This is a genomic window from Micromonospora sp. WMMD812 (assembly GCF_027497215.1).
Classification (GTDB): domain Bacteria; phylum Actinomycetota; class Actinomycetes; order Mycobacteriales; family Micromonosporaceae; genus Micromonospora.
Genome location: NZ_CP114904.1, coordinates 4,395,111 through 4,411,232 on the forward strand (window position 1 = coordinate 4,395,111; position 16,122 = coordinate 4,411,232).

Genomic DNA, 16,122 nt, shown 5'->3' on the forward strand with positions numbered 1-16,122 from the left:
TGACTCAGCTCTAAAGCACCGGCAAGGAGCGGTGTCCGCGTGCGCGCCGGTGACCCGGTGACGGCGGGCTGGGGGCTGGAGGCGCACCTGGGTGAGGCGAGCGAGCTGCACCGTCTGCGCCCATCCGGGCGCCGTGTCGGCCGTCGGGGTGGCGAGGTGCTCCCGCGGCAGCGGACGAACTTCTCCGCCGCTTCCCGCAGCTCAGTCCGCCTGGGAGCGCCGACCGGGCCGACCGGGTCCGCCGTCGTGACCCGGCGCGCTGGTCGCCGCTGCCGTCGGAGCCGGCTCCGACGCCGCAGCCGGCCTACTTGCGAGCGCGGGCCTACCAGTGAGCCCGGGCCCACCGGCGAGCGCGGGCTCAGGGACGGGCGCGGGCTCAGCGACGGACGCAGGCCCAGTGGCGGACGCAGGCCCGGCGGCGGGCGCGGGCTCGGCCGGTCGGCGGCGGCGGCGGAAGAGCAGGAGCATCAGGCAGCCGGCGACCAGCCCCCAGAACGCGCCGCCCACGCCGACCAGGGTCACCCCGGAGGCGGTGACCACGAAGGTGACCACGGCCGCCTCGCGGCCTGCCGGCTCGGCCACCGCCGAGGCCAGCGCGGTGGCCAGCGCGCCCAGCAGCGCCAGCCCGGCCACCGCCTCGATCAGGATCGGCGGGGCGGTCGCCACCAGCGCGGTGGCCGCCCCCGCGCCCAGCCCGAGCAGGGCCAGCCCGGCGCCGGCCGTCACCGAGGCTATCCACCGCCGGTCCGGGTCGGGGTGGGCGTCCGGCCCGGCGGCCAGCGCGGCGGTGATCGCCGCCAGGTTCACCGCGTGCCCACCGGCCGGGGCGGCCAGCACGCTGAGCAGACCGGTGGTCCGCAGCGCGGCGGAGAACGGCGGCCGGTAGCCGTAGCCGACCAGCACCGCCATCCCGGGTACGTTCTGCGCCGCCATCGTCACCAGGAAGAGCGGCAGCGCGACGCCGACCAGGGCGGCCGCGTCCCAGGCGGGCGGCGTCAGCTCGACCACCGGCCGCAGCCCGATCGCACCGAGGCCGGCACCGGTGGAGGTCCACGCGATCGCCACCACCGCGACCACCAGCGCACCGGGCACCGCCCAGCGGCGGGCGTACCGGTGCAGCAGCAGCCAGGCGACGACCACCGGGCCGGCCAGCCGCGGCACCTCGACCAGGGCGCGCACCGGCGCGGTGCACAGCGGCAACAGCACCCCGGCGAGCATCGCGCCGGCGACCGGCTTGGGGATGGCCGCGACCGCGCGGCCCAGCGCCGGGACCAGCCCGGCCGCCACGATCAACAGACCGGAAACGACGAACGCGCCCACGGCGGCCGGCCAGCCGCCGGGCACCGGGCCGGTCGCCACCAGCAACGCCGCGCCCGGGGTGGACCACGCAACGCTCATCGGCAGCCGGTGCCGCAGCCCCAGCCAGGCGGCGGCGAGCCCGGACGCCACACAGAGCGCCAGCAGCCCCGAGGCCGCCTGTCCGGCATCGGCCCCGGCGGCCCGGAGACCGGCCAGCACCACGGTGAACGAACTGGCGAAGCCGACCAGCGCGGTCACCACGCCGGCCAGCACCGGTTGGATCCGTCCCGCCACGATCGCCCTCCCGTACGCCGTCCCGCCGCCTCGGCACGCTGTTCCGTTTACGGAACGATGGTCTGTAGCACCATAGCGGGATGCCCCAGCCGTCACCAGACCGCCGCCGCCCGCTCGACGCCGACCCGACGGTGATCGGCGGCCGGGTCCGCGGTCTGCGCGAGGAACGGGGGATCTCGCTCTCCGCCCTCGCCCGGCTCGCCGGGGTGGGTAAGGCGACCCTCTCGGGTCTGGAGAACGGCACCCGCAACCCGACGCTGGAGACGCTGTACGCGGTCACGGCCCAGCTCGGGGTGCCGCTGACCGCCGTGCTCGCCGAGCCGGCCGCGACGCCGACCGTGCACGGGGCGGCCGTCCACGCCACCCTGCTGGAGGTCTTCACCGACACCGACGCGACCTACGAGCTGTACCGGATGCGGGTGGCTCCCGGGCCGGGGCAGCTCTCCCCCGCCCACCAATCCGGGGTCACCGAGCACGTCACGGTCTTCGCCGGGGTGCTACGGGCCGGTCCGCTGGACGCGCCGCTGACCGCCGCCGCCGGAGGGCACCTGCGCTGGACCTCGGACGTGCCGCACAGCTACGCGGCGGTGGGCGACGACGAGGTCGACGCGAGCCTGCTGCTGCGCTACCCGCGACACGGAGGCGGAGACCGGCCGGCAACCGGCTGAGCCGCGGGGGACCGCTACCGATCCGCGCAGCGCCCCGCCGCGTCACGCCGGGAGGGGCGGGCAGCTCAGCCGTCCACCGGCGCGGGTGTCGCGAGCCGGTGCTGCACCGCCCAGAGCGCGACCTCGGTCCGGGACGCGGAGCCGGTCTTGCGCAGCAGGTTGGACACGTGCACGGTGACGGTCCGCACCGAGATGCCCAGCGCCTTCGCGGCCTGCTTGTTGGACATCCCGGCGACCAGGCAGCCGAGCACCTCGACCTCCCGGCCGGTCAACTCGGCCTCGTCGGAGCCGGCCGGCCGGGACGCCGCCGGACGTCGTGCCGGCGCGTGCTGCGCCGGTGGGCGGTGCGGCGACCGGAGCAGGGCCTCCGGCGGCTCACCGGAGTGCGCGGCGAGCAGTTCGGTCAGCGCGTACGGGTTGCCGCCAGTGCGCCGCCAGACCGCGGTCGCGAGCCGGCCGGACGGGGTCGAATCGGCGTACACCTGGGTCAGCACCTCGGCGACCTCGGCCGGGCGCAGCGGCCCGAGGTGCTGGCGGACCGCGCCGCGTACCCCGCAGAGGCGGGACAGGACGCGGACCGCGAGATCCGGCGCGACCGACTCGGCGGCGGGCCGCGTCGCCACGACCAGCAGCGCGGGCAGGTCGGCGGCGGTGGCCAGCTCGCCGATCAGGTTGAGGCTCGCCGGGTCGAGCGCGTGCAGGTCCTCCACCACCAGGACAGCGGGCCCGGCGCCGACCAGCAGCCGGACGGTACGCACGGCGAGGCGCAGGAGGGTGCCCGGGGCGTACCGCTCGCGCGGAGCGGTGGGTTGCTGGGCCAACCACGCCAGCGCGTCGGGAGGCAGGTCCAGCCGGCTGGTGTCCCGCCCGCTGAGCCCCGCCGCCAGCCAGTCGTAGGGTGCGGGGCTGTGCACCCGCGCGGCGCCGGAGAGGACCACCGCCGGCCGCGGGGCGAAGCCGTCCAGCGCGGCGGCGACCAGCAGACTCTTGCCCACCCCGGCGGCCCCGGTGATCACCGCGACGGTCGGCGCCGGCCGCCGACCGGCCACCACGGTGGACCACGCCCGGTCGAGCTCGGCCAGCTCGCCGGCGCGCCCGACCATGGACACCGGCATCATTCCTCAACCCTACGCAGTAGTGCGTAGAGACGGGGGTGGGGTCTTCTTGGCAAGCTGGACCCATGACGCTGATCCTCCGCTCGGCCATCCTCAACGACATCGGTCTGGTCCGGACCAACAACGAGGACTCCGCCCTCGCCGGCGACCGGCTGGTCGCCGTCGCCGACGGCATGGGCGGCCTGCCCGCGGGCGAGGTGGCGAGCGAGATCGTCATCCGGATCCTGGACGAGCTGACCCCGCCGACCGACCCGGACGAGGCGACCGACGCGTTGCGCGCCGTGGTGAGCACCGCCAACCAGCGCATCCACGCCGCCATCACCGTGGATCCCGCTCGCGAGGGCATGGGTACGACGCTCACCGCGGCCCTGCTCGCCGCCGACACGCTGGTCCTCGCGCAGGTCGGCGACTCCCGCTGCTACCTGCTCCGGGACACCAAGCTGATCCAGCTCACCCGGGACGACACCTTCGTGCAGGCGCTGGTCGACCAGGGGGCGCTCAGCCCCGAGCAGGCGCGACACCACCCGCAGCGGTCGCTGGTGACCCGGGCGGTGCAGGGCGCGGACGCTCCGCCGTCGATCAGCACGCTCACCGTCCTGGCCGGCGACCGGCTGCTGCTGTGCAGCGACGGCCTCTCCGACTACGTCGAGGACGAGGCGATCGCGGTGGCCCTCGGCGCGTACGGCGACCGGCAGCTCTGCGGCGAGCAACTCGTCAAGCTCGCCCACCAGGCCGGCGCGCCGGACAACGTGACCGTGGTGGTCTCCGACGTCACCCTGGTGGCCTGAGACATGGCGATCCGCCGGGTCAGCTCCGAGGAGCGCCTGACCACGAGCTTCGTGCTGGGCGCGTACGCCTTCGAGGCGTCCCCGCGCAGCGCGCGCCGGGCCGACGAGTTCCGCGGCTACCTGCCGTACAACGAGGGCAACCGGACGCTGATCGTCGAGGAGGACGGCGCCCCGCTGGCGGCCGCCTCGGCCATCCCGATGCGGCAGAACCTGCGCGGCGCGGTGCTGCCGATGGCCGGCGTCGCCGGGGTGGCCAGCCACCCGCTGGCTCGCCGCCAGGGGCACGTCCGGACGCTGTTGCACCAGCTCCTCGACGAGATGCGCGACGAGGGGCACACGCTGACCGCGCTCTACCCGTTCCGGCCCAGCTTCTACGCGAGGTTCGGCTACGTCGGGCTGCCCAAGCCGCGTACGGTCACGTTCTCGCCGGCCGACCTCGGCCAACTGCTCGGCGCCGACCTTCCCGGCGAGGTCGGCTGGGAGCGGATCGGCACCGGCTACCCGGTCTGGCGCGAGTTCACCGAACGCCTCCTGCGCGAGCGGCACGGCTTCGCGACCTTCCCGGACTACCGGGACGTCGGGCTACGCGACCGGGACGAGCGCTGGCTGCTCACCGCCCGGGTCGGTGACGTGGTCACCGGCGTGGTGACGTACCGGATCGACGACCACGGCGGCGAGCTGGCCGCCGACGACCTGCTCGCCGCCGATCCGTACGCCCGGGCTCTGCTGTTGCAGTTCTTCGCCCGGCACGTCGACCAGGTGGAGCGGATCAGCGTCCAGGTCCCGGCCGACGAACTGCCCGAGCTCTGGCTCACCGACCTGGCCGTGCACGTCGAGGCGCGGGTGGCCCGGCCGGGCTCGTCGGCCCCGATGGCCCGGCTGCTCTCGCTGGACGCGCTGACCGGCCTGCCGGCCGGGCCGGGACGGGTGCGGGTCGAGCTGGCCGGGGACCGCTGGCTGACCGGCAGCCACCTGCTGGACGGCACCACCGGGTCGCTGGAGCTGCTGAGCGGCTCGGGCGTCGACGCTGCCGCGCCGTCCGCCACGCTCACCGCCGCCGGGCTCTCGGCCCTGGCGTACGGGGTGCTCGACCCGGTCGAGGTGCACCTGCGTGGGCTCGGCGACGTGCCGCCGGACGCCGCCGTCGAGCTGCGCCGCATCTTCCCGCGCGAGGTGCCGTACCTCTTCGCCGACTTCTGATCCATCGGCCGTGACCCGCTCGACGTCGATCCGGACGCGGTCGGCTTAGCAACGGGTTAAGCCGGCCCGGCGCGGCGGGCCTCCGGCCGTGTCGGCCCCTAGCATCGGGGGGTGCGCGCCAAGCCTGTCCTCGTCCTGCTCGCCCTCGGCGTCGTCGCCGCCACCCTGCCGGCCTGCGGCTCGTCGAACCGCGACTCCGACACACCGGCCGGTGCCACGCCCTCGGCGACCGCCGGCCTGTCCACCGCCGACCAGCAGGTCGCGCCGGCCGCCCGGACGGGTCTCGGCGGCCCGGGCGCGAGCCCGAGCCCGTCGCGGAAACCGACACCGGCGTTCCGGGCAGGCAACCCGAACGGCGACGCGCCGGTGCCGGCCGAGGCGCGCGCGGTGGACACCTCCCGACCGACCCGGACCGTCGGCACCGGCACCCCGGCGAGCTGCACCTCGGCCGCGGTGGTGAAGGCGGTCGCGGCCGGCGGCGTCATCACCTTCAACTGCGGGCCGGACCCGGTGACGATCAAGATGACCGCCACGGCCAAGGTACGCAACGCCAAGGGTCCGAAGGTCGTCCTGGACGGCGGCGGCAAGGTCACCCTGAGCGGGCAGGGCCAGCGCCGGATCCTCTACATGAACACCTGCGACGAGGCGCAGGGATGGACCACGTCGCACTGCCAGAACCAGGACCACCCGCAGCTCACCGTGCAGAACCTCACCTTCGCCGACGGCAACTCCACCGGCGAGAAGGCGGAGGGCGGCGGAGGCGGGGCGATCTTCGTACGCGGCGGCCGGGTCAAGGTGGTCAACTCGCGCTTCGTCCACAACCGCTGCGACCGCACCGGGCCGGACCTGGGCGGCGCGGCGCTGCGGGTGCTCAGCCAGCACGACAACAAGCCGGTGTACGTGGTCAACAGCACCTTCGACGGCGGGACCTGCGCCAACGGCGGGGCGCTGAGCAGCATCGGCGTCTCGTGGTCCGTGTTGAACAGCGTCTTCACCGGCAACTCGGCGGTCGGCAGCGGCGCCAACCCGGCGAAGGCCGGCACGCCCGGCGGCGGTAGCGGCGGGGCGATCTACTGCGACGGCAACGCGTTCACGGTGCGGATCGCCGGCACGGTGATCGAGAACAACCGGGCCAACGAGGGCGGCGGCGCCATCTTCTTCGTCAGCAACGACCGCACCGGCACCATGACGATCGAGAACTCCACCCTCCGCAAGAACCCGAGCAAGCAGTTCGAGACCCGCGGCTACCCCGGCATCTTCTTTCTGGGCGCCCGCAACCCCGCCACCCCCGGCTCCCGCCTGAGCTGACCCCGTCCTCCCTCCCCCGACCCCGGTCGACCACCCCGTTGATCATGAAGTTATTGCCCCGACACGCCGGCTCCGACGGCAATAACTTCATGATCACCGACGCCGGCCGGCCGAGCCGGGCCGGGCCGGGATGCGCGGCGGGGTGGGTCAGTAGGGGTTGGGGTGGCCCGCCAGGTGGCCGTGGAGGAGTCCGGCGGGGCGGCCGGGGAGGTCGGCGGCGCCGGACATCGGCGGGCTGGCCGTGTGGGCGCGCGCAGCCATCCCCTCGAACAGCTCCCGCAGCGCCGCCAGCGCGTCGACCGTCGGCCGCCAGCCCAGCTCGGTCTCAGCCCGCTCACTGGACATCAGCGGCACGTTCAGCGCCAGCTCCACCCAGCCCGCGTCGACCGGTTGCAGCCGGGCGTGCCAGGTCAGCGCCGCCGCGCCGCGCAGCAGCGGGGCGGCGACCGGCACCGTCCAGCCGTGGAAGTGCCGGGCCACCAGCTCCGGGGTCAGCACCGGATCCGCGGCCAGGTTGAAGGCGCCGCGCGCGTCGCCCAGGGCCCCCCGGGCGTACGCCTCGGCGACGTCATCGGTGTGCACGGCCTGCATCCGCAGCCGGCGGTGCGTCGGCACCAGCGGGATCCGGCCGAACCGGAGCAGCCGCACCGGCGCGAACGGCCCGAGGAAGTAGCGGCTGATCTCGGTGGCCGCGTCGCGCTGGAAGTTCAGCCCGGGCCGCATGCGTACCACCCGCAGCTCCGGGTGCTCCCGCTCGACCTGGTCGAGCAGCGCCTCCACCGCCGCCTTGTCCCGGCTGTACGACGACGCGGGCACCCCCGTCGCCGGCCACCGCTCACTCACCGGATGGTCCTTCGGCCCGGACGCGTACGTGCCGACCGACGAGGCGTACACCAGGGCCGGCACCCGGGCCCGGACCACCGCGTCGACCACGGCCCGGCTGCCGTCGACGTTGGTCCGCCGCAGCACCCGCTGGTCGTGGCTGGGCTGGATTTGCCAGGCCAGGTGCACCACCGCGCCCGCGCCGGCGAAGACCTCGGCGAGCTGGTCCGCCGCGCCGGGCAGGCCCACGTCGCAGGAGTGCCACTCCACCTGGTCGTACGGCTCACCCGCGTCCGGGCCGGGCAACCGGCGGGCCACCCCGGCCAGCTCCACGCCCCGCTCCCGGCGCAACCGGCGCAACAGGGCCGTGCCCGCGTTGCCGGTCGCCCCCACCACCACGATCCGCATGCCAGGCTCGTACCCGCCCAGCCGCCCCCCAACCGCCCCGGTCCGCCCCGACCCTCGCCCCGCCGGTGGACTTGATCCACTCCCGGTTCACCACCGTCCGGTAACCTGAGCGGGCGGGCCGCTAGCTCAATGGCAGAGCTGTGGACTTTTAATCCATAGGTTCAGGGTTCGAGTCCCTGGCGGCCCACTCTTCCGCAGCTCAGCGGCCCTGGCCGGGCTTTGGAGGGCTGCGATCAGGGCCGGTACAGCAGCGAAGTACAGCAGCGGACCGACGCCAGCCTGACTTCCGTGTCGGGGATGCACTCGGAAGCGGCGACGAAGCGAACAGCTGAAGGGCGGACGATGACGGACGGACCGCTCGTGCGCAATTCGCGACTGCTCGGCCTGTTCGTCGAGATCATTCAAGGGCCCGATGTCCGGCAGCGGCATCGAAGGCCGTACTGGGCCGCTCAGCGGATTCGGGGAACTGGCACAGCGGCCATGCGATCAGGAGCCGGCGGGACGTGGCCCGCATCAGCGGCAGGAAGGCCGCTCGGCATCTCCGACGTCGAGTCCAGCGATCCGGCAGGAAGGCCGCGCTGGCGTGCTCGACGAGCGCCAGAGTAGCGCCGAATGCCGACACGTCAAGCCGCCGTGACGCCGCTTCCCTGACTGACGAGCCCACTCGACCCTACGCTTCTGAGTGTCAGCAGGCGCACTCGAAAGACAAGCCGCTACTCGCTGGGATCGCGATCCAAGCTGCCCGGACAGGGACATGCCGATGCGTCTCCGCCCAGGTATCCGCCAGCGCCGCGGCGCGCAGCGGCCCGATGGGAGGGAACCTGAACCCCGTGTCATGGACGTCGAGGCTGTCAAGGCCGAGCAAATCGGCCTTGTCGTCGAAGGCCATCTCCAAGTCGAGCTGCCATAGGTCGCGCTGCCAGTAGGGATCGTCGTGGTCAACGACATCAGCGATGGCCAGCTGCCGGGTGAACGTCAGAATCAGGCGGTTGTCGCTCCAGGACCGTCGGCCCCACTGGATGATGAAGCCATCGGCATCGGAGTCCGGAGTTGGGTCGACGCCGTCAATGTCCAGTTGCAGGAACTCAGCGAGCGCGCACCATGCCGCCTCGACATCGGTCACAGAGTCCTGATCGACACCGTGCCGCCGCAGGATCTGCGCGAACACATCAAGGCTGGTCCGCCAAGGGATGTGCACGTGACCAGCATGCCCTGACGAAACAGCCCGGCTGCCGGCCACCGGCTGCCGGGACAGGCCGACGGCCGGCCATGTCGGGTCTCAGAACGTCCGTGACAGAACAGCCTCGGGACGTGGGTGACACTTTCCGGCTAGCCCGGTGGTGCGGGCGGCTCGGGTGGGCGTCCTCGGGCGCGGGCTGCGTCGGATACGGCGATCCCGGCCAGGACGAGAGCAGCGGTGGCGGCGACCAGGAGCGGCGGCAGGACGACCGTTGCCGGGGAGGTGGCGGGGAGTACGAGGATCCCGGCCACGCAGCCTCGGGACACTCGGCCGAACACCGAGTACTCGAAGATGGCCCGTCCGGCGAGGAACAGTGCGGGTCCGCCGAGGATGACGGCGGCCCACGCCGGTGGTGTGTTCCCGAGCGGGTGCTCGATGACGAGCTCGTCGCTGACGGAGATCGCGACGATGCCGCCGACCATGACCGGGTGGGCGAATCTCGCCGGCAAGGCAACGCGGAGCGGATCACGGGCCGTGGCGACGGCCTCGCCCAAAACCTCCCCAGCACGGTGGATGTAGATCCGCCACAGCAGCACCGTGGTCGCGAACGCCACCACGGCCGCCGCGCTGCGGTCCGCCTCGAAGCCGTTGCTGCTGAGCCCCAGCCCTGCCACCAGGATCAGCTCGCCGAGCGCGATGATGACGAACTGCCGATGCCGCTCGGCCAGGAACTCACCCGAGATCGAAAACTCCGCCGCACTGACGCGGCCCAGCCTCGGCGTGGGCCAGCCGAGTATGGCCACCGTGTATTCCACCACCACCGCCAGCGCCCATAGCGCCCCACGCGGCCAACCCTGCACGGCAGCGCCCGCGAGCCATGGCACCGCCGACACGCCGAACCAGAACAGCGCCCGCGTCTCGGGACGCTGCCGTTTGTCGCCCCGCGTAACGATCACGAGAAACAGGCTGCGACCGACCTGGACGGCGACGTACGCGCCGGCGAAGACCAGGCCATGCGCGCCGAACGCCTCAGGCACCGCGGCTGCCAGCACGAAGCTGCCGAACATGCACCCGATGGCCAGCACCTGCATCGCCGGCCGTCGCGGGTCGAACCTGTCGCCTGCCGCCGCCGACTGGTCCCACACCCACCACACGGCGAGCAGCAACACCAGCGTTTGGAAGGCGCCGCTCCAGTCCAGCTGTTCCCGCAGCCCGTGCGAGAGCCGGAAGAGCGCGAAGACAAACACCAGGTCGAAGAACAGGTCCAGGAACGTCGCCCGCTTCTCCTCCGGTCCCCGCACCAGCCGGGCTGCGCCACCCGTCATCGGTTCGCCCCGTTTCTGCCGCTTCTGTCAGCCTTGAAGCAGTCGTACCACCCGGCACCGCTGGTTGATGTGGATGTGCTGCTGCGGCCCGGGATCGAACGGCCCCGCTCGTGGCGGGCGACGGTAGAGGCCGATCAGGTCCCGCCAGCCGTCGCCGCCGGTTCTGACCAGCTCGTCGACCTTGGCCCAGGCGTCGGGGCTGCTAGAGGTGGCAAACTGTCACGCAGGTCCTGACCCGTAAATCAACGGACGTGTGGGCAGGCGGCAGCGTCGGGGCAGCGCCCCGACAGCGTGCCGTGTGGAGTGCTGTCGTTGCGTGACAGCGGTGAGGTTACGCGGCTTGGACTTCGATGATCGCTTGGCCATCCCGGATGGTGATCTTCTGGCCGGTGACGGCTTGCAGTGCGGCGGCCAGGCTGCGGGCCCGGCGGTTCCTGTCGATGCGCGTGGTGAAGTAGTCGGCGCCGAGGTCGTGGAACTGGGCGGTGGGGTCGGACAGCAGATGGTAGGCGATGGTCAGCACGCAGTTGCCGGTGGCGACAATCGCTTTCTGCGGCCCGCGGCGTCGGGCGATGCGTCGGTGCCGGGCGCCGAGGAAGCCGGCACCGCTGCGGGCGACGGTCGCGGCGATGTTGCCCAGGGTGGCGGCCAGCCAGGGGTTGCCCTTGGCACGGCCCTTGTTCTTCTTCTTGCCGGCCGACTCGTGGGTCTGTGGGCAGAACTTGGCCCAGGACACCAGGTGGGCGGCGGACGGGAACCGGGCCATGTCTACGCCCACTTCGGCGATGATCTCCTGCGCGGCGATGGGGCCGGCTCCGGTGATCTGCGCCAACTGCTGTGCTTGATGTGCGAACGGGGTGATCGCCTGCTCGACCATCGTGTCCAGGGCGGCGATCTGGGCGGTGAGCCGGTCGATGTTGGAAAGCATCATCGCCAGGATGGCACCGTGATGATCGGTGAAGAACCCGCGCAACGCCTCCTGCAGCTGTGCGATCTTCGGCCGTAGGCGGCCCTTGGCCAACTGCGCGAGCACCCTCGGGTCGCGCTGCCCGGCGACCAACGCGTCCAGGATCAGCCGCCCGGTCACCCCGAACAGCTCACTGACCACCGAGGACAGCTTGATCTGGGCGTCCTCAAGCAGCTTCTCCGCCCGTTGCATCTCCCGGGTGCGATCGCGGATCAGAGAACGCCGGTACCGGGTCAGGTTGCGTAACTCCCGGATCGGTCGGGGCTGCACCAGCGACGGTCGGCACATACCCCGCTCGGCAACCTTGGCCAGCCACACCACATCGAGCTTGTCGGTCTTGGCTCGGCCCGGGACGTTCTTGACGTCCCGGGCGTTGACCAGCCAGCACTCGAAGCCCTCCGCCTCCAGCAGGTAGTAGGCACCTTTCCAGTAGTCGCTGGTGCTTTCCATGACCACCCGGGTCACACCCCAGATGCGGAACCAGTCCGCCATCTGCAGCAACGCCACCGTGGTGGTCGGGTAGGTCCGCACCTCCTGCATCCGCCGGCCCGGCCTGGACTCGTGCGGCACCCGCACACACGCCTCCAACACCGCCTTGCCAAGATCAAGCGCGGCTACCCGCTCGACGTGTAGCTCCTGCTCATCGACTTCTTCCATGACAACCTCTGAGGAGGAAAGGGGGATCGGGGACGGTCACCCGCGGGAGCCATCGGGGAAACAGGAAGAGTCGGACCCTCGTGCTCGTAGCTACAATGCGCAGCCCCTCGTGGCGGCTCCCAGCGTCAAACTGATACACGGCCTCACCTGCGCCAAGGACGACCGACGTCGGCGGGCGACCAACCCGATTTTCCCGCACGCGCGGCGTCCCCATGGACCAGAAAACTGATACCGATCTGTCACGCAGGTCCTGAGACACGACATCGCCGGCAGCCGGCCGGTGTGGGAGAACTTTCTGTACATATATGCACGTATATCAAGGCGGCCCCTGACGGGCCGCACGCGCCGCTGCCTGGGCGCGCGCCCGACGCTCCGCTGTCGCTCCACGTCGGCCAGGCAGAACGCCCGGCGGCTGGCGCGGACAGCGGGAAGCCCCGAGGGCCGCCGCAGACGATAGCGCCGAGAGTGGTTGATGATCGTTGGCCGGCAGCCGGCCGGGCGCGGCGGTCGTCGCACCGCCGCGCCGTAGGGCGAGTCACCGCCGGCCGTGGTGGGGATGCGGCGCGGAGGATGCGGGGCCGCCCCTCCGACCTCCAGGGTGCTTCGCATCGCTGCGCGACGGCCCTGCGGGCCGCCCTTGACCACGCAGGCAAATGGGGCTCTACAGACTGGCCCTGCGCAGAGCGACCAGATGCCCGCCGACGAGCAGCGCCGCCGCTGTGGTGCCCATAACCGCGCTCCACCACGACACCGAAACGGCATAGAAGATCTCGCCAGCCGGATTGTCACCCGCCCACGTAATGGCCACCGTCTCGTTCAAGACTTCCGCCAGGAGCAGGCCTACCGCTGCGAACGCAGCCCGCGAGTCGAGCAGCGTCCCAACGGCGCAAAGCGCCACAACTGTCAGCATCATCACTTGCTGGTAGCGGAAGAGGTAGACCGATTCGGAGAGCAAATAGGGCCCCCAGAAGATTGCCGTCACCGCCGGCACGGATAGCCACCAGAAGCCTGGTAACGCACCCGAGTGCGTGCGCTTGATGAGCACCACGACCGCTAGAACAATGATCGCGGTAGCCACCGGCCAGGACACCGAGTCATACGACCACACATAAGTCGCTTGCCACCCGAGTGCGGCCAGCAGCGCCACCCAGCCAAGATCTCGCAGCACGGCGAAGAAGGCGAGCGTGCCGAAGGCCAGCACGAACAGGCCACTGCGACCGGCGGGCCCGAACGTCACGTTCCGAATGATCAGGTCCCCTAACTGGGACGCAAACAGGAGAACTACCGCTACGCGAAGCCCAGTGCGCCAGGCGGCCCGTGGCGCCCGATCTTTGTCGGAGTTCAGCCGAACACGCACCCCGGACGCCAGCAGCGCTAACGCCTCACTAGCCGGCGGCCAACGTCGACTGGAATCGGCTCGCATCATCAACGTTCCGAGTAGCTCATCACCCCACTGCCGACGGTGCCGGCCCGGGTAGGCGCGAAGCAAAAGCTCGTACCGGCGAGCCAGCTCGTCGCTCACGCGAACCTCACCGCTGACGACTGAACAGCCGACCGCTTAGCGGAATCAGTCACCATGCTCGCGGCAGAGGCCAACCTGGCTGCCTCCGCTTGAAGTACTTCGCGACCGGCAGGCGTCAAGGCGTAAGACCGCCTGCCGCGCCCATTGACGATTTCCTCGCTGACGACTTCGACTAGCTCAGCTCCACGGAGCCGGTCGAGCACGGCGTACAGCGTGCCAGTGGCCAGCCGCACCGTCCCCTCGGACAGGGCCTCGACCTGGCCGAGGATCGCATAACCGTGGCGCGGGCCGTCGAGCAACGACGCCAGCACGAAGTAGCTGGGAGCTTGAAGTCTCCCCTGACCCATACTCATGCCAAGTTTATATACGTGTTACACGCGCATCGCAAGTGTCAACGTACGACGGGCGACTCGCATTTCGACTCTCAGCGGGTCGCCGTGCACCCACACGGATGCCGCGCTGCGACGACCCACGCGATGGCCGAGCCCACCCGTGCCGCCCCGGTCGCATCCACGGTCAGTGTTCGTAAACCGAGGCGGCGAACGTGCCCGATGTGTGTGCCCGGCACAGGGGTCAACCCGGTCCACAACGGCAAGCCGGCAACACCGGATCGAGACGCTGCGTACTCGTCGGCCAACCAGCAGGGCCACTCTCGGTATAGATCAATCCGATTCCCAAGCTGACAGTGCCAGGGCAGCCCATAGCGCCTCGGCTGAGCAAACGTGAGATCGGATGGGCGGCACGCGAACCGCTTTGGCAAGATGCGCCGTGATCTGGGTAAACGTGCGTGTCCCGGGGGCCGTGGTGGTGCGTTGCACCTGGTCTTTGAGGATCGCGCCGTGGTTGCCGGTGACCTTCGCACTGATCTGGATGTTCGAGGTGCGGGCGCACACCGCGTGGAGGGGGCCGTTGAGGCCCTACGACCGTTGGTATCGCGATGGGTCGTCAGTGTGCACCGCCAGTGGCCGGGACGGCATGCTCGGCGGCTCGGCTGACCTGTTCCCAGCCTGCCCAGGTGTCCACTCGCCGGCGTGAGATGTCGAACGCCAGGTCGTAGACCATGCTGCCGAGCAGGAGCCGCAGCGGTGGGTCGTCGCTGTCGACCAGTTTCAGCAGCGCCTCGGCAGCCAGCCGGGGCTCGCTGTCGATCGAGTCTTCCGCCCACTGCCGTTCCAGCTCCGCGCGCAGTGGACCGTAGGCCTCCATGGGCGTCGTGGAGGTCATGCTGGTGTACAGGTCGGTCCAGTAGCCGCCGGGCTGCACGATGCTGACCTTGACGTCGAAGGCCGCCGCCTCCATCGCCAGGGACTCGCTCATGCCTTCGAGGGCGAACTTGCTCGCGCTGTACATGCCGGTGCTCGGGAAGCCGCCGAGTGCGGCGATGCTGGAGATCTGCACGATGTGGCCGGCCCGCTGGGCGCGTAGGTGCGGCAGCACGGCCTGGCTGACCCAGAGCGCGCCGTACAGGTTGACCTCGAACTGGGCCCGCGCCTGCGCCTCGGTGAACTCTTCGATCATGCCCATGTACATGGTGCCGGCGTTGTTGACGACGATGTCGAGCCGTCCGAAGTGCTCGACCGCGGTGGCCACGGCGGCGAAGACCGCCGCCCGGTCGGTCACGTCGAGCCGCAGGGCGAGCAGCCGGTCACCGTATCGCTCATCGAAGTCGTCTCGGGTGATGGTCCGGGCAGCGGCGACCACCTGGTCGCCGCGTTCGAGCGCCGCGACGGTGAACGCGCGGCCCAGACCGCGGCTGGCGCCGGTGATGAACCAGGTACGCGGAGTGGTGGTGACGGAGGTGCGCATGTACGGGTTTCCTCTCGACGGTGCGAGCCGATACGGTCCGTCTCGCTTGTGCCGCAACGTTAGGGCCTCGCTCGCCATGCGTCAAGACGAGACGGTCCGTCTCGGTTCTGCTAGGCTGCGCATATGACGACGCAGCGCAGAGCGACGCCCAACGCGGCCCGCCGGAACCAAGCCTCGCGGCAGGCGATCCTCACCGCGGCGTTCGATCTCCTGCAGGAGGTCGGATACGCCAAACTCAGTGTCGAGGGCATCGCCGCGCGTGCCGGCGTCGGCAAGCAGACCATCTACCGCTGGTGGCCGTCCAAGGGTGCGGTCATCTTCGATGCCTTCCTCATGCTCAGTGAGGGCGCTGAGGGTGAGCCCCCGGTGCTGCCCGACACCGGTGACCTGGAAGCAGACCTCACAGCGGTGCTGCGCGCCACGGTCGCGGAGTTGAACGATCCCCGGTACGACCAGCCGATGCGCGCGCTGGCCACCGAGATCGCGCACGATCCCGAGCTGGCAGCCGCCTACGCCGAACGGCTGGACGGGCCGTTGAAGGAGGCCAAGCGACAACGGCTGCGCAGCGCTCAACGGGCCGGGCAACTCGCCGAAGACCTCGACCTCGACGTAGCCGTAGAGATGATCTGGGGACCCGTGCTCAACCGTTGGCTGCAACGCACAGGGCCGCTCACCGCCGATTACACCGACCGCGTCGTCACCACCGCCCTCAACGGATTGCGTCCACGCCCGTCTGGTCGTTGAGTCCCCCCGTGGCCGGCGG

14 protein-coding genes and 1 tRNA gene are annotated in these 16,122 nt (G+C 71.4%); 6 read left to right on the forward strand and 9 right to left on the reverse strand.

The features are described from left to right. Window positions 1-201: 201 nt before the first annotated feature. Window positions 202-1,593 (reverse strand): benzoate/H(+) symporter BenE family transporter, encoded by a 1,392-nt coding sequence (locus O7603_RS20225; RefSeq protein WP_281571370.1) that lies wholly within the window; start codon window positions 1,591-1,593, stop codon window positions 202-204. 80 nt (window positions 1,594-1,673) lie between these two features. Here O7603_RS20225 and O7603_RS20230 point away from each other — a divergent pair, with 80 nt between their 5' ends. Further along, window positions 1,674-2,261, forward strand: coding sequence for an XRE family transcriptional regulator (locus O7603_RS20230; RefSeq protein WP_281571371.1), 588 nt, complete (start codon window positions 1,674-1,676; stop codon window positions 2,259-2,261). Window positions 2,262-2,326: 65 nt separating this feature from the next. Here the strand turns inward: O7603_RS20230 and O7603_RS20235 are convergent, their stop codons facing one another. Next, window positions 2,327-3,379, reverse strand: a complete 1,053-nt coding sequence (locus tag O7603_RS20235; RefSeq protein ID WP_281571372.1) for an AAA family ATPase — start codon at window positions 3,377-3,379, stop codon at window positions 2,327-2,329. 62 nt (window positions 3,380-3,441) lie between these two features. On the opposite strand from O7603_RS20235, the gene O7603_RS20240 reads away from it, so the two are divergent. The 3 genes from O7603_RS20240 to O7603_RS20250 all read left to right on the forward strand — a co-directional run bounded on the left by O7603_RS20240 (window position 3,442) and on the right by O7603_RS20250 (window position 6,672). Next, a complete protein-coding gene (locus O7603_RS20240) occupies window positions 3,442-4,164 on the forward strand; it encodes a protein phosphatase 2C domain-containing protein (RefSeq protein ID WP_281571373.1) in 723 nt (240 codons plus the stop codon). Between the two features lie 3 nt (window positions 4,165-4,167). Further along, window positions 4,168-5,364: a GNAT family N-acetyltransferase gene (locus tag O7603_RS20245; RefSeq protein ID WP_281571374.1), complete on the forward strand. Its 1,197-nt coding sequence runs from the start codon at window positions 4,168-4,170 to the stop codon at window positions 5,362-5,364. 111 nt (window positions 5,365-5,475) lie between these two features. Continuing rightward, window positions 5,476-6,672, forward strand: coding sequence for a hypothetical protein (locus O7603_RS20250; protein WP_281571375.1), 1,197 nt, complete (start codon window positions 5,476-5,478; stop codon window positions 6,670-6,672). A gap of 147 nt (window positions 6,673-6,819) precedes the next feature. On the opposite strand, the gene O7603_RS20255 is transcribed toward O7603_RS20250, so the two are convergent. After that, a complete protein-coding gene (locus O7603_RS20255) occupies window positions 6,820-7,902 on the reverse strand; it encodes an NAD-dependent epimerase/dehydratase family protein (RefSeq protein ID WP_281571376.1) in 1,083 nt (360 codons plus the stop codon). 115 nt (window positions 7,903-8,017) lie between these two features. Between O7603_RS20255 and O7603_RS20260 the strand changes: the two genes are divergently transcribed. Next, window positions 8,018-8,089 (forward strand) — tRNA-Lys (locus O7603_RS20260). A 498-nt stretch (window positions 8,090-8,587) separates the two neighbouring features. Here O7603_RS20260 and O7603_RS20265 read toward each other — a convergent pair. The 6 genes from O7603_RS20265 to O7603_RS20290 all read right to left on the reverse strand — a co-directional run bounded on the left by O7603_RS20265 (window position 8,588) and on the right by O7603_RS20290 (window position 15,359). Then, the gene (locus O7603_RS20265; RefSeq protein ID WP_281571377.1) at window positions 8,588-9,100 is read right to left on the reverse strand and encodes a hypothetical protein; all 513 of its coding nucleotides are present in this window, start codon (window positions 9,098-9,100) and stop codon (window positions 8,588-8,590) included. 131 nt (window positions 9,101-9,231) lie between these two features. Then, window positions 9,232-10,407: a low temperature requirement protein A gene (locus O7603_RS20270; RefSeq protein WP_281571378.1), complete on the reverse strand. Its 1,176-nt coding sequence runs from the start codon at window positions 10,405-10,407 to the stop codon at window positions 9,232-9,234. Between the two features lie 331 nt (window positions 10,408-10,738). Then, window positions 10,739-12,031: an IS110 family transposase gene (locus O7603_RS20275; protein ID WP_281570686.1), complete on the reverse strand. Its 1,293-nt coding sequence runs from the start codon at window positions 12,029-12,031 to the stop codon at window positions 10,739-10,741. Between the two features lie 661 nt (window positions 12,032-12,692). Beyond that, window positions 12,693-13,268, reverse strand: a complete 576-nt coding sequence (locus tag O7603_RS20280; protein WP_281571379.1) for a hypothetical protein — start codon at window positions 13,266-13,268, stop codon at window positions 12,693-12,695. Window positions 13,269-13,549: 281 nt separating this feature from the next. After that, on the reverse strand, window positions 13,550-13,906 hold the full coding sequence (locus O7603_RS20285) for a PadR family transcriptional regulator (RefSeq protein ID WP_281571380.1): 357 nt from the start codon (window positions 13,904-13,906) through the stop codon (window positions 13,550-13,552). A gap of 592 nt (window positions 13,907-14,498) precedes the next feature. Continuing rightward, window positions 14,499-15,359, reverse strand: a complete 861-nt coding sequence (locus tag O7603_RS20290; RefSeq protein WP_281571381.1) for an SDR family oxidoreductase — start codon at window positions 15,357-15,359, stop codon at window positions 14,499-14,501. Window positions 15,360-15,482: 123 nt separating this feature from the next. Here O7603_RS20290 and O7603_RS20295 point away from each other — a divergent pair, with 123 nt between their 5' ends. Beyond that, window positions 15,483-16,103 (forward strand): TetR/AcrR family transcriptional regulator, encoded by a 621-nt coding sequence (locus tag O7603_RS20295; RefSeq protein WP_281571382.1) that lies wholly within the window; start codon window positions 15,483-15,485, stop codon window positions 16,101-16,103. The last annotated feature ends 19 nt before the right edge of the window (window positions 16,104-16,122 follow it).

What these genes read in the sequence shown, in the direction of transcription:
- O7603_RS20255 (WP_281571376.1), bottom strand. Translation starts at nt 7,902, where the DNA reads ATGCGGATCGTGGTGGTGGGGGCGACCGGCAACGCGGGCACGGCCCTG.
- O7603_RS20245 (WP_281571374.1), top strand. Translation starts at nt 4,168, where the DNA reads ATGGCGATCCGCCGGGTCAGCTCCGAGGAGCGCCTGACCACGAGCTTC.
- O7603_RS20290 (WP_281571381.1), bottom strand. Translation starts at nt 15,359, where the DNA reads ATGCGCACCTCCGTCACCACCACTCCGCGTACCTGGTTCATCACCGGC.
- O7603_RS20275 (WP_281570686.1), bottom strand. Translation starts at nt 12,031, where the DNA reads ATGGAAGAAGTCGATGAGCAGGAGCTACACGTCGAGCGGGTAGCCGCG.
- O7603_RS20235 (WP_281571372.1), bottom strand. Translation starts at nt 3,379, where the DNA reads ATGATGCCGGTGTCCATGGTCGGGCGCGCCGGCGAGCTGGCCGAGCTC.
- O7603_RS20285 (WP_281571380.1), bottom strand. Translation starts at nt 13,906, where the DNA reads ATGAGTATGGGTCAGGGGAGACTTCAAGCTCCCAGCTACTTCGTGCTG.
- O7603_RS20270 (WP_281571378.1), bottom strand. Translation starts at nt 10,407, where the DNA reads ATGACGGGTGGCGCAGCCCGGCTGGTGCGGGGACCGGAGGAGAAGCGG.
- O7603_RS20230 (WP_281571371.1), top strand. Translation starts at nt 1,674, where the DNA reads ATGCCCCAGCCGTCACCAGACCGCCGCCGCCCGCTCGACGCCGACCCG.
- O7603_RS20295 (WP_281571382.1), top strand. Translation starts at nt 15,483, where the DNA reads ATGACGACGCAGCGCAGAGCGACGCCCAACGCGGCCCGCCGGAACCAA.
- O7603_RS20240 (WP_281571373.1), top strand. Translation starts at nt 3,442, where the DNA reads ATGACGCTGATCCTCCGCTCGGCCATCCTCAACGACATCGGTCTGGTC.